General features: G+C 61.6%; 20 protein-coding genes and 1 tRNA gene. 9 read left to right on the top strand and 12 right to left on the bottom strand.

Annotation, left to right across the window (positions count from 1 at the left end):
• Nucleotides 1-302: 302 nt before the first annotated feature.
• Entirely contained in the window at nt 303-470 is a 168-nt protein-coding gene (locus tag AC6I6L_RS13090; RefSeq protein ID WP_497918209.1) for a DUF7838 family putative zinc beta-ribbon protein, read from the bottom strand.
• A 114-nt stretch (nt 471-584) separates the two neighbouring features.
• Between AC6I6L_RS13090 and AC6I6L_RS13095 the strand changes: the two genes are divergently transcribed.
• The 3 genes from AC6I6L_RS13095 to AC6I6L_RS13105 all read left to right on the top strand — a co-directional run bounded on the left by AC6I6L_RS13095 (nt 585) and on the right by AC6I6L_RS13105 (nt 1,778).
• Nucleotides 585-1,121, top strand: a complete 537-nt coding sequence (locus tag AC6I6L_RS13095; RefSeq protein WP_497918210.1) for a cob(I)yrinic acid a,c-diamide adenosyltransferase — start codon at nt 585-587, stop codon at nt 1,119-1,121.
• A 261-nt stretch (nt 1,122-1,382) separates the two neighbouring features.
• Nucleotides 1,383-1,649: a DUF7553 family protein gene (locus tag AC6I6L_RS13100; RefSeq protein ID WP_497918211.1), complete on the top strand. Its 267-nt coding sequence runs from the start codon at nt 1,383-1,385 to the stop codon at nt 1,647-1,649.
• 54 nt (nt 1,650-1,703) lie between these two features.
• Nucleotides 1,704-1,778, top strand: a tRNA-Val gene (locus tag AC6I6L_RS13105).
• 334 nt (nt 1,779-2,112) lie between these two features.
• Here the strand turns inward: AC6I6L_RS13105 and AC6I6L_RS13110 are convergent.
• The 7 genes from AC6I6L_RS13110 to AC6I6L_RS13140 all read right to left on the bottom strand — a co-directional run bounded on the left by AC6I6L_RS13110 (nt 2,113) and on the right by AC6I6L_RS13140 (nt 6,627).
• Complete coding sequence (locus tag AC6I6L_RS13110) at nt 2,113-2,487, bottom strand: hypothetical protein (RefSeq protein ID WP_497918212.1); 375 nt, start codon at nt 2,485-2,487, stop codon at nt 2,113-2,115.
• 78 nt (nt 2,488-2,565) lie between these two features.
• Nucleotides 2,566-2,835 (bottom strand): hypothetical protein, encoded by a 270-nt coding sequence (locus AC6I6L_RS13115; RefSeq protein WP_497918213.1) that lies wholly within the window; start codon nt 2,833-2,835, stop codon nt 2,566-2,568.
• 415 nt (nt 2,836-3,250) lie between these two features.
• Nucleotides 3,251-3,556 carry a DUF7344 domain-containing protein gene (locus AC6I6L_RS13120; protein ID WP_497918214.1) on the bottom strand — a complete coding sequence of 102 codons (306 nt, stop codon included), beginning with the start codon at nt 3,554-3,556 and terminating at the stop codon, nt 3,251-3,253.
• 117 nt (nt 3,557-3,673) lie between these two features.
• Entirely contained in the window at nt 3,674-4,354 is a 681-nt protein-coding gene (locus tag AC6I6L_RS13125) for a hypothetical protein (RefSeq protein ID WP_497918215.1), read from the bottom strand.
• A 63-nt stretch (nt 4,355-4,417) separates the two neighbouring features.
• Nucleotides 4,418-5,230, bottom strand: coding sequence for a YihY/virulence factor BrkB family protein (locus tag AC6I6L_RS13130; protein ID WP_497918216.1), 813 nt, complete (start codon nt 5,228-5,230; stop codon nt 4,418-4,420).
• Between the two features lie 156 nt (nt 5,231-5,386).
• Nucleotides 5,387-6,139, bottom strand: coding sequence for a CAP domain-containing protein (locus AC6I6L_RS13135; protein WP_497918217.1), 753 nt, complete (start codon nt 6,137-6,139; stop codon nt 5,387-5,389).
• A gap of 179 nt (nt 6,140-6,318) precedes the next feature.
• Nucleotides 6,319-6,627 (bottom strand): lycopene cyclase domain-containing protein, encoded by a 309-nt coding sequence (locus AC6I6L_RS13140; protein ID WP_497918218.1) that lies wholly within the window; start codon nt 6,625-6,627, stop codon nt 6,319-6,321.
• A 99-nt stretch (nt 6,628-6,726) separates the two neighbouring features.
• Between AC6I6L_RS13140 and AC6I6L_RS13145 the strand changes: the two genes are divergently transcribed.
• Nucleotides 6,727-7,884, top strand: coding sequence for a CBS domain-containing protein (locus AC6I6L_RS13145; RefSeq protein ID WP_497918219.1), 1,158 nt, complete (start codon nt 6,727-6,729; stop codon nt 7,882-7,884).
• 230 nt (nt 7,885-8,114) lie between these two features.
• Here the strand turns inward: AC6I6L_RS13145 and AC6I6L_RS13150 are convergent, their stop codons facing one another.
• The gene (locus AC6I6L_RS13150) at nt 8,115-8,921 is read right to left on the bottom strand and encodes an AAA family ATPase (protein WP_497918220.1); all 807 of its coding nucleotides are present in this window, start codon (nt 8,919-8,921) and stop codon (nt 8,115-8,117) included.
• A gap of 129 nt (nt 8,922-9,050) precedes the next feature.
• Here AC6I6L_RS13150 and AC6I6L_RS13155 point away from each other — a divergent pair, with 129 nt between their 5' ends.
• Entirely contained in the window at nt 9,051-9,818 is a 768-nt protein-coding gene (locus tag AC6I6L_RS13155) for a hypothetical protein (protein ID WP_497918221.1), read from the top strand.
• A 247-nt stretch (nt 9,819-10,065) separates the two neighbouring features.
• Here AC6I6L_RS13155 and AC6I6L_RS13160 read toward each other — a convergent pair whose 3' ends face one another.
• Nucleotides 10,066-11,925: a PGF-CTERM sorting domain-containing protein gene (locus AC6I6L_RS13160; RefSeq protein ID WP_497918222.1), complete on the bottom strand. Its 1,860-nt coding sequence runs from the start codon at nt 11,923-11,925 to the stop codon at nt 10,066-10,068.
• 659 nt (nt 11,926-12,584) lie between these two features.
• Between AC6I6L_RS13160 and AC6I6L_RS13165 the strand changes: the two genes are divergently transcribed.
• Together AC6I6L_RS13165 and AC6I6L_RS13170 are read left to right on the top strand one after the other, a co-directional pair.
• Nucleotides 12,585-13,013, top strand: a complete 429-nt coding sequence (locus AC6I6L_RS13165; RefSeq protein WP_497918223.1) for a hypothetical protein — start codon at nt 12,585-12,587, stop codon at nt 13,011-13,013.
• Nucleotides 13,014-13,436: 423 nt separating this feature from the next.
• Entirely contained in the window at nt 13,437-14,402 is a 966-nt protein-coding gene (locus tag AC6I6L_RS13170) for a hypothetical protein (RefSeq protein WP_497918224.1), read from the top strand.
• A gap of 41 nt (nt 14,403-14,443) precedes the next feature.
• Here AC6I6L_RS13170 and AC6I6L_RS13175 read toward each other — a convergent pair whose 3' ends face one another.
• Nucleotides 14,444-15,130: a metal-dependent transcriptional regulator gene (locus tag AC6I6L_RS13175; RefSeq protein ID WP_497918225.1), complete on the bottom strand. Its 687-nt coding sequence runs from the start codon at nt 15,128-15,130 to the stop codon at nt 14,444-14,446.
• 93 nt (nt 15,131-15,223) lie between these two features.
• On the opposite strand from AC6I6L_RS13175, the gene rocF reads away from it, so the two are divergent.
• Together rocF and AC6I6L_RS13185 are read left to right on the top strand one after the other, a co-directional pair.
• A complete protein-coding gene (gene rocF, locus AC6I6L_RS13180) occupies nt 15,224-16,144 on the top strand; it encodes an arginase (RefSeq protein WP_497918226.1) in 921 nt (306 codons plus the stop codon).
• Between the two features lie 94 nt (nt 16,145-16,238).
• Entirely contained in the window at nt 16,239-17,408 is a 1,170-nt protein-coding gene (locus AC6I6L_RS13185; protein ID WP_497918227.1) for an NAD(P)/FAD-dependent oxidoreductase, read from the top strand.
• A 194-nt stretch (nt 17,409-17,602) separates the two neighbouring features.
• On the opposite strand, the gene AC6I6L_RS13190 is transcribed toward AC6I6L_RS13185, so the two are convergent.
• Complete coding sequence (locus AC6I6L_RS13190; RefSeq protein WP_497918228.1) at nt 17,603-18,202, bottom strand: acyltransferase; 600 nt, start codon at nt 18,200-18,202, stop codon at nt 17,603-17,605.
• Nucleotides 18,203-18,250: the final 48 nt, after the last annotated feature.

The following is an 18,250-nucleotide window of genomic DNA, read 5'->3' on the forward strand; positions in this document are numbered from 1 at the left end:
GACTACCCAAAAGAGAGCTTTGAACCTCAGATTCGCCTTGCTGGGACTAACGAGGTTCCCGGAAGTTCGGATACCAGAAGGTAGAGGCTTTGAACCTGAGGATTTAAGCCGGTGGAGGGCTTCGTCGCTGTCGGGGCTGACGATCGCGATAAGTCGGTCCGTCGTTGCCAGTCTCCGTCCTTGCATCGAATGCTGTATTCAAACTCGGCTGCGAAACGACGCGCCACGCCACACTGGCGGCCGTCGGTAGGTAGATTCAGGCCTGTCAGAAGCGGTCGCCAACGCGACCGGAACCGGGCGAACTACGCCTCCGCCTCGCTCGAGTCGATCCCGTTGATCTGGACGAAGCCGTAGTCGCAGTTCGGACAGTGCCACTTGATCTTCGTGCCGAGATGAAGCGTCGTGCTCGCAGCGCGATAGAACGTTACCTCCCCGCAGTTCGGACACTCGTGGTCGCGTTCCATTGACATACGCGGTTCTACCGACCGGAGCGAGTTTAACGTACTGGTTCTACCCACGGTCGGGTACTCGGGCGAAGCCCCGACGACAGCGGAGTTAAGTGACCGTCGGCCGTCGATTCGTCCATGTCGATTTACACAGGTCGCGGCGACGACGGCGAGACCGATCTCCGGGACATGACTCGGGTCTCGAAGGCCAGTCCCCGGATCGAAGCCTACGGCACCGTCGACGAACTCAACGCCCTCATCGGGACGGTTCGTCCGACCGGCCACGACGACGTCGACGATCGACTGCGTACCGTCCAGAATCACCTCCACGTCGTGCAAGCGGATTTCGCGAATCCCGACCCCGACGAGGACGACCCGGCGATCCGTGCCGACCACGTCGAGACGATCGAGAACTGGATCGACGAGTACGACGAGGAACTCGAGGCGCTGACCTCGTTTATCCTCCCGACGGGGAGCGAATACGGTGCCCGGCTCCACCACGCGCGCACCGTCTGTCGCCGCGCCGAGCGTCGCGCAGTCGCCCTCGCGACCGACGAGCAGATCAACGAACAGGCTGTCCAGTACCTGAATCGCCTCTCGGACGGTCTCTTTACCATCGCCCGCGTGGTAAATTCGCGCGACGGCAGCCCGGAGGAGTCGCCGCGGTACGCGTGACCGATACGCCCATACCCTCCCCGGCAGCGGTGTCTCCACTCCGACACCGCAGGCAATCTGTTGTGATTCGTTACTGATGGTCGCTCGAACGGGACAGCAAACACCTGTATCACGGCACAACGATTCGTCTCGCCCGCGGTGTGGGTTCGGTTCGATCCCGCCGGAATACCACTCGAGGACCGATTCGGTGGACGTCGGCCCGATTGTGTTGTCTGCGAAAGGGCTATATTCTCGCTCGCCCTATCCGTTGTGTTGATTCCCATGAATAAACACTTCCGAGACACCCTGTACTACCTGTCCCGTGCCACAGAACACGCCACACTCGGCGTTCGCGAAACGATCGATCGGGGCGAAACCCGCCTCCGAAAATTCACCGGGCGCGAGGTCGAACCTGAACGACGACGCGAACGGCTCCGTGCACGTGCTGGTACTACCAAGCACGCGGCCGACCGACGGGCCCGACACACGATCGCCGCGGCGCGATCGTCGGTCGCGAGCCGCAGGGACCGATCAGAGCGATCGGAGTAGCCCGTCACCAGTGAAAGGAAGTCTTAAGTTGGACGCACGGATACGTCACCGTGCGGGTTGGTGATCTAGTCCGGTTATGATACCTCCTTCACACGGAGGAAGTCGGCAGTTCAAATCTGCCCCAACCCACTGCGTTCCTACTCCTGACGAATTACGGGACGGCAGAGAGGTGTTTATATATCCTATCAGGATCTCTAGACGGAATTTCACCAGGTTCACGATGTCGGGCCTCCGCCGTGACGCGATTACGCTGAAAGGAAGACCTGCCTTTGACAAATAGTTACTCGTCTCTCTCGTCAGCCACGTCGAATCTCTCTCAAGAAGACGCTTGGCGTTCACCTGCTCGAGAAGCTTTCTCACTTGCCGCTAACTGCGATTGGCTATGCAGGGCAGCGCCATTGGCCTGTTCAACCAAGAGATGGCATGAGCAGCGATCTACTGAATCTCACAGAGGGCCAGACGATTAGGCGAGTAATTCTTGAAGGCGTTCGTGTTCCATACTTTCGGGCGTATCCTCGGCTCGACCAACGAGAGCGAGCATCGTGAGCGGGCCGCGGCCGACGTAAACCTCACCACGTCGGACCTGGTGGCCTGCATCGGTGTGGGTCTCTTTGCTCTTTTCCGGAGGGTGCCAGTGAGTATTTGGATGTTTGTCCTCGGGGAAGTCGAGCGTGTACTTCCCGCCCCCCGGTCCAGAGACTCTGATCTCGATACCATCGGTCGTCTCAATAATTGCGTCTACGGTAGAGATGTTTGTATCTCGTTCCTCGGCCGTCGCAACCCAGAAAATCGTATCCCCGATCTCCAGGTTCTCCATCACCGTGTAAAGGTCAGTCATGGCCTACTGACAAACAGCGTAGTCTATATTATCAATGTATCGTCGAAAACCAACCTATTCAAACAGACGGTGAAGGATCTACTCGCCGCCTTCGATGAACCCACGCCATTGTTCGAGCGCGTCGGCCTTCTGCGACTCAGGATCGTCGAGGACGCCGAGCCGCTTGAGATCCTGCATGATCGACTTGTCGTACTGGCGAATCTCGCTGAGAAGGGCCGCCTCTTCCTCATACGACGAGTGTTCAGTCGAGATCGTCTGGACCAGCCCGGAAACGTTCTCGACGTCGGCAGACGCCTTCGAGACGATATGCAGTTTGATGGCGACTCGGCGGGCCAGAACTCGATCCATGTAGTCAACGTCGCCGGACCTTGCTCGGATCCGGTCCTCAATCGTCGCGGAAACGTCTCGAACGAACCCTCCCTTCCTCATCGAGCGACTGATGATAGGGTACGGGTCGGCGTTTAGGGCGTGCTTCTGTGCGTTCTGGTTATGCTCGGGAGCGCCAGCGTCCTCAATCGCTCCACCGTGAAGTCGACAACGCCCCTCTCCGACATGGTCGGTTCCCCAACCCATTTTTGACGACACAATAACGAGGAGCGAAGCGACGAGTCCGTGTCGTCAAAACGGTCGGTAGTTTGAACCAGACGAGTCGCAGCCCGGGACGCGAACGAAGTGAGCGACCCGGAACGTCTCGGCGTGGTTCAAATCTGCCCCAACCCTTACTGCTACCGAAATAGCGAACGAGTGGTCCGAAGGAATCCACTCACGTCCATTCTCCGGGGAGTTTGTTAGGATTACCCGTTAGCAGCCCGAGCAATGGGCTGATCTCGTCGAATTTCGATCCTCGCGTCACTGTCTGTCTGTCCGTGTTCCATTCGACGAACTGTGCTTCTTCCAGGAGTGGAAGGTGGCGATGTCGAAATTCAGTAGTGGCAGGTTCCAACCGTTGGTTTTCATCGACGACCTCTTCGGGAATACAAATACCGGTATTATCAGGCGATCGTAACAATTCGGTGAGGACCCTGCGTCGTCGTTTGTTCGAGAGGATCTGAAGAGTCAGATCGAGCATTATAAAGGTTGTCTTCTCGGAACGGTAAAACTGTGCTGTGGGTTGTGAGGACGAGGGGCACGGAATTCGATCACTCACGAACCCTCGATCGATCACAGAACTTCGATCGACGTCGAGCTATCGCGAAAAAAGCGCTTTGAGCCGATCGAGAACGCCGCCAGACGAGTCTGTTTCATCGTTGTTACTCGACTCGGACTCCTCGATCGATCCGGCGAGTGGGCCGGCGTCCGTATCGACCACGTCGTCGGACCGAGAGTCGATCGACGGACTGTCGGTCTGGTCGAGGTCGTCCATCGTGAGTTCGATATCGTCGATGCCGGGCGTTTCCTCGCGCCCCTCGCCCGATTCGGCCGCGCGAACGTCCGCGCCGGTGACGGCTCCGCGCTCGATTCGATCGGCCAGGTCGTCGATCGATTCGTCAGTCGTATCGTGCTCACCGGTCTGTGAGGTGCCGTCCGCATCGTTCTCGTCGTCCTCGACGACGGTCCGGTCGCTCCCTTCCTCGCTGGTCTCGTCGCTCTCGGTAGCCGCCGGCGATGGGGGTGCGGTCGACGGCTCTATCGGGGGCGATTCGATCGACTCGACGTAGTCTCCGTCCAGATGCGTCCGCTGGGCATCGTCGTCTTCCTCGTGCTGGTCGGTCTCCGTCGTCTTTTTCAGGGAGTCGAGAATGTCGTCGACGCTCTCCTCGGAGACGACTCGTCGGGGACCCCCACCCGGTCTGCCGTCGTCGCCGTCTGTGGCCGACTCGCCGGACTCGGCTCCGGAATCGGTCGGGGTCGATGGTCCGTCGCTCATTGAGAGGGTGTGTCGGTGCCGGACGCATAACGTTTCCCCTGCCGGCCCTGATTGGAAGCCGCGTCAGTCGCTAACGGCCGACTCCGCCGCTGGTTCGTCTGCGAGTGCTGGCCGTGCGAGGACGACGTTGATGACCGCGCCGATGAGAATGAGAATGCCGGCGAAGTAGAGCCAGGTGACGAACAAGAGCACTGCACCGACCGCACCGTAGGCTGCGTACTGCCCGGCGTTTGCGGCGTATATCTGGAACCCGATCTGGAGAATCGTCCAGCCGGCGGCGGCGAAGACCACTCCTGGGAGAATCTCACCGAACTCGACCGAAATCGGCGGGAGGACGTAGTAGATCGGCAGGAAGACGAGTACGAGCCCGAACAACAGTGTGAGCCAGCTTAGCAACCCTGCGAACGGAACCGTATCGGCGGCGGTCCCGAGTACCGTGCCGATCACGACCATCAGTACGAGCGCGCCCGCGCCAGCGAGGATCACCGTCAACCCATCCCGAATCTCGTCGACCAGCGTGTCTTCTGCAACTTCGTCGTAGACCTTGTCGAACGCGAGGCTGAGTCCGCGAAAGACCTTTAGGGCACCCCACGAGGCCACGAGGAGTGCGACGACGGTTGCCTGCGTGCGCCCAGATTCCGTCGTCAGGGCATCGGTGACGAGGTCCTCGCCGGCGGGCGGGAGGAAATCGCCCGCGACGAGAATCAGCCGCTCGGCCGCTTGTTCTCCGCCGAGCAACGAACCGACGACGAGGGCCAGCAGCACCATCGGGATCATCGAGACGAAGGCGTAGTAGGCGAAGCCGGCCGCCAGAAAGGTAATATCGCGATCGCTCGCGGTCGCGTAGATCGCAGTCAGCGTCTCCGGAATCTCCATGAGATGGCTACGGACTCCAGTGCAAAGAACCTGAGACACGCTCGCAGCGAGCGGACCGAAACACGGCCGAAGCGAACGGACGACGATCGCCGGCTCGGGCACGGTGTAAACGAAACCAGCACGATCGCAAACGGGAACAGAACGGCACGCCCACGATCACCATTCGACGCAGAAATTGTGACTCGCATAGACCGCACCGTCGTCTCCGACGTAGACGCCGACGCCGCCGCGATCCCAGGGATCGCCGCCGTGGTCTTCGAGAATCGCCTCTCGGTGAGCGGTCGAGTTCATCCACTGATCGACGAGACCGGTCGCGACGGCTTCGGCGGTCCGGTACTCCGTGACTCCGTCGTCGCCCGGTCGATCGACGGGGCGGTCCACCCAGGTGAGCGCGATATTTTCCCCGTAGCCGCGACAGTAGTCGTCGACGGCGGCGAACCGATCGTACGGGCCCTCGCCGTCGGGGTTCGTGTGGTCGAAGTAGTCGCGTTCGGCCATGTCGACGCTGTGAGCGCGCGCGACGGAGGCGACGGTGCCGTCCCACGGAAGCGGCGGAAGGTCGTGGTCGTCACGCCGATCGTTGACTTCCGCGTGGACGAAATCCTCGACCGTCTCGGAATCGATCGGTTCGACGTCGGTCTCGTACGTCGAGACGCCGGGGTCGTCGGGATCGGTGACGTTCGGGTTGCGTTCGCCCGCCGGTGGTGGCTCGGAACTGGGCGATGGCTGGGATTCGATTTCGATGTCGCCGATTTCGACGTCGTCGACGAATCCCGGCGCGAACAGAAGCGTGCCGAAGACGATCGCACAGAGGAGGACGACGGCGACGAGGAACCTGAGCACTGCTCCCAGGATGGCCCGATTGCGGGGACCGTCGCCGCGTTCGGGGGCGCGTGGGCGGCCAGTCATCTACTGTCCGTCTCGTCGTGAGTGGATAAGGCTACGACGGTGGCTTGCAGCGGGTGATACCGTCATGATCGCTGAACGGTCGGGTTCGTGTTGCTCGACGAGGGCGACGTAACGTCCCTGACGGGCGCACCTGAACCCTCGACGACCGTCGTGCCCCCTCGCCAGACGAAACACGACCGTTACTTCGTGTCAGCGCCGAACAACGTCTCGTGAATGCCGATGACGAGTCCGGGAACGACGGCCATAAACAGGTGCTCTTCGAGCGGGATACCGGCAACGTCGATCCCGGTTCGCAGTTTGATATCGAAGACGCCGACGGCCAGCGTGTACCGGTCCCAGACGTAGGCGATCGGGTACAGGGCGAGGACCGTGACCGCTGCCCTGCGGAGGGCACCTGCCCGCCGGAGCAAGAGGAGGGCGACGGTGCCCCAGAACAGTTCGGTAGCAAGGTACGTATATCGGCCGAAGACGCTGATGTCCGGTGCCATACGCCCGGTACGGTGACACGATAGAAAAACGCGCTGCCGACGAGTAGGAATCTGGGCGGTACCTTAAATACCTCCGCAGGCAAACAACCGTCCAGAACGATGAATATCGCTGATATCGCCATCCAGGATTACATCGAAGTCGACGTTGGAACGCGCATGGGGAAAGTTCGTTCGACCTTCGAGAACGGCAACCCCAAGGGAATTATCGTCACCGACGACGGTGCGTACGAGGGCGTCATCAGCGAGCGGGAGGTCCTCCAGTCCCACGTCGAAGACGACGCCAAGGTCGCCGCCCTGATCAAACCGAGTCGAAACTCGCCGGCCCCGAAAGTCGATCGACACGAAGACGTCAGGGAGACGGCGCGAATGCTGATCGAATCGAACTCGAAGGTGGCACCGGTCTTCGAGAACGACGACCTCTGGGGCGTGATTACCGACGACGCGATCCTCGAAGCGGTACTCGAGAACCTGGATACGCTCGATGTCGAGGATATCTACACCGATAGCCCAGTGACGCTACAGGAAGACGACGGCATCGGCAAGGCAATTAACCACCTTCGCGAGCACGGCATCTCCCGGCTGCCGGTGCTCAACGAGAACGGCTTTCTCACCGGCGTCGTCACGACCCACGACATTGCAGATTTCGTCATCCGTGAGAACAACAGAATGACGACCGGCGACCGGGTTGGGGACAACCAGCGGATGCTCGACGTGCCCATCTACGACATCATGAACAGTCCGGTCGTCACGACCACCCTCGACACCAGCGTGCAGGCGGCCGTCGAGACGATGCTCCAAAAGGACTACGCGGGCCTGATGGTCACGCCGGAGGACGACGATCGAGTCGTCATCGGCGTCATCACGAAAACTGACGTGTTGCGCGCGCTGACCTACACCGAAGAAGACCACATGGACGTCCAGATCACGAACATCTCGCTGCTGGATACGATCACTCGGGAATCGATCGTCGAGAGCATCCAGGACGTCGCGGATAAGTATCAGGATATGCAGGTGATGCACGCCCACGTCCGGTTTAAAGAACACAACGAGAAACTCCGCGGGACGCCCCTGATCCAGTGTCAGATTCGCCTCCGGACCAACAAAGGGCAGGTCGCCGGCACCGGTGAAGGATACGGCGCGGAGAACGCGTTCCGAGTGGCACTCGACAAACTCGAGCGAAACGTCCTCGAAGTGAAAGGCATCACGAGCGACGAGGAGTATCGCGGCCAGGTACTTCGGAAGCTAAACGAGTTGTAAGACGACCGCTCGTTCTTTGTTACATGCGTTTGCGTGATCGTACCTCGCGACACGCAGACGTCCGTTTCTCGATGTGTGTCACCAGATCCCAATTCAAGTCCCCGAAAACGAGTGGGCATCGAGACCAGTGGAGAGCGACGAGCGACGGATTCGTACGGATCGGTATCCCGCGTTATCGGTGATCACGCGAGCAGGCAGCGATCACTGGCAACACAGTACACCAAGTCGTATCAGTGACGGTGGCGGTCGTCACCGCCTTCGAGTCCAGCATCGGTAATTCGAAACTGGGCCGACTCTCCGACGGCCTTCGATCGATGTTTCTCGAGCGTCGCCCGACGATTTCCGCCGCGGAACCGATCGATCCGGACCACTGCGCCGGTCCAGTGCTCTAGCGTGTTCCCGCCGAGTGGGCGGGTCCGGTCGGCCTCGGGGTCTGAAAACACCTGATTGGTTACGACCACCGCGAGGTCGTGTTTCCGGGCGAGCGAGAGGAGGTGCGTTACCTGCCGTGCGACCCGCCTGAGGGCCTCGCCGTCGTCGCCCTCGCCGGTTCGCTCGAGACGGTAGAAGCCGGTTGCGCTGTCGAGGACGATCAGGTCCGCCCGATCAGCGAACCCCTCGGCGTCGCGGACGGCTTCGGCCTGTTCTTCGAAGTCGAGGGCTTCCTCGATGATGATCCGGGAGGCGACGGACTCGAGATCGTCGGTCGAGTCGGCTGTTTCGTCCGAACCCGTCGCGGGTTTGACGCGCGTCGCGTCGATCGTGCGCGCGCTCTCGCCGCCTCGAGTGCCCTCCGACCGCGCGTCACCGACGCGGGCCGAGAGCAGTTGCTCGAACCGATCGACGGAGACGCCCTCGGTGTCGATATAGACCGCGGTGCCGCCGCGTGCGGCCGTCTCGACTGCGGCCGAGAGTGCGATGTTCGTCTTGCCGGCGGCTGGCGGACCGTATAGCTGTGTGACGGTTCCGCGCTCGAACCCTGCTCCGAGTAGCTCGTCGACCGGCTGGCAGCCGGTCGGGATCGCCTCGTCGGTCACGGGTGACGTTCGCAGGACGCGTGCAAAAAGGCCTCGAAACCGGCTGCGATCGTTCCTGTCCGGACGGTCGTTCGAGCACACCCGGCCGAGCGAGATACGTTTATTCGAGTCCGGGTGCAACCGTCGGCCGTGATCGTCGTCGCAACGTCGAATTTCGAGGTCTATCACGAAATCGTCACCGAACTACGCGACCGGGGAGCGACGTTTACCACTATCGAACCGGACGACGCCCTTCCGGAGGGAACGTCGGTCATCATCACCGGCGATGACAACGCACCGAATTTCGGTGACGTGCCGACGATCGTCGCCAGACCGAACGAGCCGCGGCGTGCGGTCGACCGAGCCCTGACCGCCATGCGAGGGAGCGGCGGACGAACGATCATCGGCGTCGACCCGGGACGCAAACCCGGCATCGCCGTTCTGACGGGCGACGTCGTCGTCGGTGTCTTTCAGGTTCCGCTCTCGGACGCCGTCGAGGTCATCCAGCGCGAAGCGAGTGACGCTCCCGCACCGATCGTCCGTATCGGTGATGGCTCTCGGCTCGAGGGCGCGACGCTCGTCAACGATCTGGAAGATCTGCGGGTCGAACTGGTCGACGAGACGGGAACCACGCCCTACCTCGGAACCGGCGCGCGGGGGATGGGCGACGTCGTCGCCGCGATCAACATTGCCCGCCTCGACGGCGAGGTGGTCCACGCCAGGGAGATCGAACCGACCGAGGGCGAGTTGCAGGTCATCAAGGACAGATCGCGCGAACAGAGCGAGACGAACCGGGCGATCGACGAACTACTCGCCAGACGGGTTGCGGCGGGCGAGTTGACGATCGAGGAGGCCCTCACACGACACCGCGGCGATAGCGAGTCTGACTCCGTAGACGACGAGAAGATGGGCAACTGAACGCCGGCAGCGACGGTTCGACCTCGGTCAGCGTGAGGTAATTCGTCTGTCATCTGATAGGGATTATCGTAGCCAACTGGAGGTCTCGAAACCGGGCCTTCGGCGCTGTGTCTCGGTTCTTCAGAGGAAAACTATGAATTCCTACGATAATCCCTATGAATGCAGGTAACACAGCCCGGTCGAATCGCGACCGGATCGGAATGCGATTCTGGTTGCTGGAGCGACGGTCGGGACCGTCGGTCAGCGGTCAGTGCTGTCCGCGCGCTGCGAGCATGGCTGCAGCGAGCACTGCGACGAGGGCGACGACGACGCCGAGACCCGGCACCGAGTCGTCCTCACTGGTGTCGTCCTCGGACTCGGTCTGGGTCGCTTCGACCGTCTCCGCCTCGTCGTTGGAGTCGTCGTGGTCGTCGCTATCGTACTCGTCTTCTTTCTCCTCGTCGTGGTCGTCCTGTTCGTCACCGTCGATCGGTCCTTCCGCGACGCTGGTCGTTTCGGAAGACGTGAACTGGACGTTCTCGTTCTCCTGCATACTGAACTGGAACGCGTTCGCGTTACCGCCGTCTTCGGCAACGGCGAGTGCGGTGTTCGAGTGCAGGTTCGCCTGCGTGACGTTCTGGCTCTGTTCGACGAGTGCGCTCGAGTACTGGTCGGCGTCGTTGAGCTGATCGTTGTTTCCGTCGTAGTCGAACGACATGTGGTCGATGTCCGAGACCGGGTTGTCACCGACCGAGACCGTCGTCGAGTGCGTGTAGACGGACCCCTCGTACTCGTGTTCGTGGCCGTCTTCTGGTAACTTGTCGTAGTGTTTCTTGTCAGTGACCTCTTCGACTTCCTCGAAGATGTTCAGGGCGTCAGCGGCGGCGACCTGCGCGTTGAGGTTCTGTTGGAACGTTAGCTGGACCGCCGTCGCGGCACTGTTGTTCGTCGCGATCGCTTCGGCAGAACTGTTGAGGTTGATGTTCGCCTGTTCGACGCTCTGGACCTGCGTAACGCTGGCCTGGGCCGTCTGGGTGACGCCGTCGTCATCCATCTCGGGCTTGTCGTGTTTTGTCTCCTCCGGAAGCATCTTCTCCTGGCCGTCCTGGCTCATGATATCCTCGCCAGCGCCGGTCCCGGCGGTCGCGACGTTCATGCCGGCGGAGTCCATCATGACGTTGACCGCTTCGGCAAAGCCGAGTTGCTGGTTGAGGTTCGACTGGTCGACGATCTGGATCGCCGTCGCCGTCGAGTTTTCTCCGACCGCGATCGCGACTGCACTTCCCGCCTCGTTGACGTTGGTCTGAGAGACTGCCTGGCCTTGCTCGACCGTCGCCTCTGCACTCTGGTCGATGCCAGTTACCTCGTCGTGTTTCTTGTGCTTGTGGTGGCGATCGCGATCTTTGTCCTCCTCGAGGTCAGTTGCGAGAACGTTCGTCGCCGTCGCAGATCCTTCCTGCAGGTTCTGGTTGGACTGTCGGACCTGCTGGAGGGAGGTTGCCGTGCTGTCGTCCTCGGCGAACGCGAGCGAGGTGGCCCCCTGGTTGATGTTCGACTGAGAGACTTGCTGTGCCTGCGTTACGCTGGCTTCGGCCGTCTGGGTCACGTCCGCGTCGTCGTCGACGACGGCCCAGCCGTCGAAGCTGTGGTCGCCGTTCTCACCGAAGATCAGGTGCACGTCGCCGACGTTGCCGAACTCGGCGTCGTACTGATCCGAGGGGATGTTTTCGGCGGTCGCGGAGTCCTCTTGCATGTTTATGTTCTGCTGATCGACTTCCTGAATCGCGGTTGCCTGACCGCCGTCGATCGCGATGGAGACCGCCTGACCTTGTTGGTTGATATTTACCTGTCCGACGTCTTGATACTGGACGACTGAGGTGGAGTTCGCCTCGCTCGGGTTGGCGTGCGTGGTACCCGCCGCGTGGGATTTGACGTACTCCTCGAGCGTCTGATCGCCGAGATCAGCACCGAAGACTAAATAGAGTCCTTCGTCGTTTTCGAGCGTTTCTACCGTGTTCATGTCGTCAGGGCTCTCCCCCGAAGCGGCCGCAGGCGTTGCGATTGCGACCATCGAGAGAACGAGCATACCGACGACGAGTACCGTCGTAAGTTTCGATCGTGTTGACATTGGTGTTGGTCCGTGACCCGTGAGGGTCGTTTCTTGCTACAAATGCGCGATGCGAACCAACGTATCCGGAAGACAGTCTTTGTAATCTGTACGTTAGGGATGCGAAGAAGGTGGCTACCAGACTGTGCGAGACGGCAGTAATCGTGGCGACAGACGTTACGGATAGCTTGACTGTGTGAAATTAGCGTATTTCTCGACCAATCGACGATATTCGAATCTGATTACGAAGTGGAATGTTACTCCGGAAATATAGACATATATGAAACGTATCTCGATGTCAATGATCACTCTACGACGTATTTACGAATGTAACTGTTCCCCATCGCAAATTACCGATACTGGGGATTGGGTTCATGGACTGCTATCGGAATTGTTTCAGCACCACCCTCCCCGGTAGCACGCAGACAACGCCAACAAACAGTGATGGCCACGAGATCTGTACCGTCTCTCTCGAGAAACCGTCGGCAGTTTCGGGACTAATTCAGGATAGTATACGTGAAACGATATGTCTGATTAATACGCAACTCGCTCATCTGGGTCGACTGGGCAGCACACCCACGGACGTAGACGAGCCGAATTTGGCACGCTGTGACGGTGCTACCGAAGCCGTGACGGCGTTGCCGGGCTCCGTTGGCGCGTGTGTGCCCGCTGATCAAACCATGAAACGGACACTCACGGTACTGCTTACGGTTGCGGCGGCAGTGGGAATGCTATTTATGATGAGTGGCGCTGCAGCGGCCGGCGTCACGCAGGTCAACTACTCGGACTCCACGACGGTCGCTGATGCGTCCGGTGGAGACATCGTTCAGGACGCCAGCGCCGACGGCGGCGATGGCGGCGATGGCGGCGACGCTAACGCGATCGGCGCCGGCGGTGACGGTGGTGACGGCGGCGACGGGTTCGGATTCCTGATCGGCGTCGGCGGTGACGGCGGTGACGGCGGTGACGGCGTTGACGACAACGAAGCCGGTGACGGCGGTAACGGCGGTAACGGCGGTAACGCGGTCAACATCAACACTGGCGACGCTGGTGACGGCGGCAACGCCTTCGCCTTCAGCGACACCACGCAGAACAACTACAACTGGTAACTCCGCTCGTCGGTTCGTTCCTCATTTTTTGCGAGTTACGCGGCGCGAGGGGAGTGGCTACCGTTGTGAGTTCTACGACGAAAGCGGCGTAACTACCGAATCGCTAGACGGCTGACCGACTACGATAGTGTACGCGCAGTTGGTATACCGGTTGCCGTCTCGCGACCTGTCCCCATTTCTGCGTGCGCCAGTGTCGTCGGTACTGACGAGGACTCGGCTCCCGCGTTCACGGTCGCCCCGTGCGTCGGAGTCCGCTCGACACTTCGATCGGTGTCCGAAAGCCGGTGTTACGACCCGAATTTCGTCGCTTGCCGCCGACAGCCGGAATCGCGTGCCTGCAGGGTTCTGGAGTCGTATTATGGGCCAGCTACCGGTGAAACCGTGGGCCGTTTTCATACGGATGAATGCGAACGGGGCACACGAATGCTCCGAACGATCGCTGCGTTTCTGGCCGGGGTACTGATACTGGTGGTGTTAGTCGGATTTGTCACGTTCGGCGGTGCCTCGGACGGGATTCCCGATGGGAGCGAGTCAGCGCCTGAAGCGGAGCCGGGCGCGAACGAGACGGCGGTACTCGACGAGGTGCTCGGTGGAGACGGTGCCGACGGTGCCGACGGCAACGTTCGTGCGGTAGGCGGCGATGGTGGCGATGGCGGTGACGGCGGACTCGGCGGCGCAGGCGGCGATGGTGGAGACGGCGGAGACGCTACCGCGATCGGCGGCGGCGGTGCATCCGGCGACGACGGTGCGGATGGAACCGGGATCACCGCCGCTGGTGGCGACGGTGGTGACGGGGGCGACGGGGGAAGTGCAGTGACGACCGGGACCGACGGCGCGGACGGGGCCGACGGGACCGCCGTCGCGATCGATTCCGATGCTGTCGCCTCCGGAGACGCGTCGGCAGCGACGACTATCGACATCGAATTCGAGACCGAGACGATCGATCAGGATACGGAGCCGACGACCGAAACGACCTTCGAGTGGGGTACGGTGGCCTCCGAGATCGACCCCGAAACCGGGACCGTACACGTCGACGTAACCCTCGAAAACGACACCCACAACTCGGTCTCCGTAGTGGCTGGCTCCGACTCGACCGACGGCGGGCAGGCCGCCTCGGATGCGGAGACGACGACCTTCGAGTGGGGAACGGTCGCCCACACGATCGATCAGGAAACCAGTGAACGGACGATCGAGATCACCGTAGATGCGGCTGGCGACGTGTCGGTCTCCGCCACGACCGTCTCCGACGACGGCGCACGCTCGACTTCGACGGCGATCGTTTCTGGCGGAGACGGCGATCGGCGCGCTGGGGCGAGCGAGAGCGTCGGACAGTCGACCGTTACGTCCGAAACGTCGATCGAAATCGACGATGACGACGAGGAGAACTGATTTGCATAGAGTTAATTGTTGACACTAATCCGTATCAGTGGCTACGATACCTGATCGACATCGACAGGTCGGCCGACGCGGATGTTGAGGGCGATGGTTTCGGGAAGCGAAACGGGTTCGTCGTGTTGGCTCGACTGGGCCGTAATCATTCCGAACGGGGCGATTTCGAGGATTTCGAGTTCGATACCCGGCTCGACACCGTGATCAGCGAGATACGAGAGCATCTCCGGATCCTGATCGGCAACTTCCTCGACGACCACCGTCTCACCTTCCGAAAACGTCGCGATCGATTCGGCAGCGGGGCGGTCCGGCGGTTGGAGGTCGGCACCCGGAATCGGCGAGCCGTGTGGATCGACTTCGGGCTCGTCGAGAACGTCCGCGAGACGCGCCTCGAAATCCTCGCTGATGTGGTGTTCGAGTCGGTCGGCTTCCTCGTGGACCTCCGACCAGTCGTAGTCTAAGTGTTCGGTCAAGTAGGCTTCGAGCAGTCTGTGGTGGCGAATTACCTCGAGTGCGACCGTCTCACCCTCGTTCGTGAGCGTGACGCCGCGGTACTTTTTGCGGTCGACGAACCCCCGCTCTTCGAGTTTGTCGAGCATGCTGGTGACGGTCGGTGACGTAACGTCTAGCTCCTCGGCGATTGCCGACGTTTTAATCCGGTCGTCGGTGGTCTGCTGGAGCTGGTAGATGGCCTTGAGGTAGTCTTCCATCACGTCACTCAGCATCATTCTATCGGAGGTTTAGAGCGGTCTAACCCTAAAACTGTCGCCATCGAGATCTCGAACCAGTAGGATCAAACATCTCTCTCTCGTAGCAGTCGTATGCGCGACTCTGTCCGAATTATCGGTGCACCGATGGACTACGGTGCGGATCGACGCGGCGTCGACATGGGTCCCTCCGCGATCCGGTACGCCGGACTGGGAGACAGACTCGAGGCGGCGGGAATCGCCTCGATCGACGGGGGCGACCTGCACATCCCGCGGGCCGAAGAGCGCGACCCCGACGCGAATCCGCCGAACCGTGGCACTGCGAAGTTCCTCCGGGAAGTCGAGGACGTCTGTCGGCGACTTGGAGACGAGGTCGCGGCGACGCTCGACGACGGAGCTTTTCCTCTCGTGCTCGGTGGAGACCATTCCGTCGCGACCGGATCGATGCACGGGTCCTCGCGGGAGGCCGATCTCGGCGCGATCTGGTTCGACGCTCACGCCGACCTCAACACGCCCGAAACGTCCCCCAGCGGAAACGTCCACGGCATGCCCCTCGCCGCCTCACTCGGCCGTGGACTGTTCGACGAACTCGAGTGGGCACCGGCACCGGGCCTGCGCGAGGAATCGATCGCCTACGTTGGCCTTCGGAGCATCGACGACCGCGAGCGCGAACTCGTTCGCGACAGCGAGATGACCGCGTTCACCATGTCCGACATCGACCAGCGCGGCGTCGCCCCGGTCGTCGAAGACGCCCTCGCGGTCGCGACCGACGGAACCGACGGCGTCCACGTCAGCCTCGATCTCGACTGGCTCGATCCGAAGACGGCACCGGGCGTCGGAACGCCGGTCCGTGGTGGCGTCACGTACCGCGAGGCCCACGCCGCCCTCGAAACCGTCTCGAAGCGCCACGAACGCGACGGCGTGCTTCGATCGATGGATGTCGTCGAGGTGAATCCGATTCTCGACGAGGCAAACGAGACGGCCACGCTCGCCGCGGAACTCACCGCGAGTACGTTCGGAAAGCGAATTCTTTGAGTTCGTCACGTACACCTGCAAGAGGCGTGTGAACGTTGGGCACGCGTATTCGTCTTTCAACACCTTTGTATCGGAGTGTTGCTGACTGTCGGGTATGACTGAAAACGTCGTCGTACTCGGAGCCGGATATGCCGGTGCCGGTGCGATCAAGACGCTCCAATCGGAACTCGGGAGCAACGCGCGGCTAACGTGGATCGCCGACGTCGATTACCACCTGGTGCTCCACGAATCCCACCGCGCGATCCGCGATCCGGGCGTCCGATCGGACATCACGTTCCCAGTCGAGGAAATCGCTGACCCGTCGACTCAGTTCATTCAGGCCGAAGTCACGGGACTCGATACGGACGATCGCGTCGTCGAACTGGCCGACGAGGAAAACGTTCAGTACGACTACGTGATGGTCGGACTCGGAACGAAGACCGCCTACTACGGCATCCCCGGTCTCGAAGACCACTCGCTGACGCTGAAGAGTCTCGACGACGCACTCGAGATCCACGAGGCGATCAAAACGGCCAGCCAGGAGGCGACTCGCGGCGAACCAGCCCAGATCGTCATCGGCGGTGCCGGTCTCTCGGGCATCCAGACCGCGGGCGAAATCGCGGAATTCCGTGATAGTCACCGCGCACCGCTGGAGATTCACCTCGTCGAAGCGCTCGACGAGATTTTCCCCGGCAACGACCCGGAGATTCAGCAGGCGCTTCGCGACCTCCTCGAGGAAGCCGGCGTCCGAATACACACGGACGACCCGATCACCGAAGCCGCCGAAGATGTCATCGAATTCGACGACGGTGAACCGCTAGAACACGACGTGCTCGTCTGGACCGGCGGGATCACCGGCCGTGATGCACTCGAAACCGCCGACGTGGAAAAAGAGCACAACCGCGTCAACGCCGACGCGACCTTCCGGACCTCCGACGAGCGCGTGTTCGCGATCGGCGACTCGGCGATCATCGACCAGGGCGACCAGCCTGCGCCGCCGACGGCACAGGCGGCCTGGCAGGCTGCGGAGGTCGTCGGGGAGAACATCGCTCGCGCGATCGAAGGGCGTCCGCTGAAGACCTGGGAGTACGAGAACAAGGGGACCGTCGTCTCCGTCGGCGAGAAAGCGGTCGCCCACGAGATCAAGCCCGCGTTTGGCATCTCGTTGCCCGTCGAGACCTTCGGTGGCGTTCCGGCGAAGAACTTGAAAAAGATGATCGCGGCTCGCTGGATCGCTGACATCACGTCCTGGAATACGGCCCGCAAGTGCTGGTCGTCGCTGTAACGACTCCGGACCCGTCCGAACCGAGAAAACCCACTCGCCAGCCCGAACTGTCGGCGACGGTCGCCGGTCGATTGTCGCCGTGACCCCAGCCGTCTCGCTCCCGCGATTTCCGTTTTCAGAGGAAGTGCTGTAACGGTTTGCGCGATCGCCGCCCCGTTCGAGCGATCGCCGGAAACGAATTACGACGGTCCCTATCACTCTCGAGTCGTCTCTTCCGGTTCCGTACTGCCGGTGTCCCCCGTCTCGTTCTCATTGCCGACGGCCGGTTCGTTCTCGCCGTCGTGGATCGTGTCGCTGTCCATCGGCCGCGCCGGGACGCCCGCGACCGTCGTCTCCGGAGGCACGTCCTGCGTTACGAGCGAGTTTGCAGCCACGCTCGCGCCCGCGCCGATCTCGACTCCGGGAAGCACGATTGCGCCGGCCCCGATCATGGCTCGCTCACCGATGACGACCTCGCCGGTGCGGTACTCCTCCTGTAAGAACTCGTGGCAGAGAATCGTCGCGTCGTAGCCGACGATCGCCTCGCGCTCGATCGTGATGAGGTCCGGCCAGAAGACGTCAGGCGTCGCCTCGAGTCCCCAGGAAACGCCCGGCCCGACCGCGACGCCGATCCGGCGCATGAGCCAGCGCTTGAGCCGCAGGCTCGGGGAGATCCGTACGAGCCAGATTATCACGTAGTTGATCGCGACCCGCAGCGGGTGGCGGGCGCGCGTCCACTCCGCGAGGGAGTTGCCCGGACCGGGCGTCGGATGGGCGGTGACGCGGTCGTGTCGTCGGGTCCTGTCGTCGGTCACTGCAACGCGGGTTCGGACGCTTACCTAATGAAACCGATCGATTCTGGC

This window comes from Halosolutus sp. DAT137, assembly GCF_059736405.1.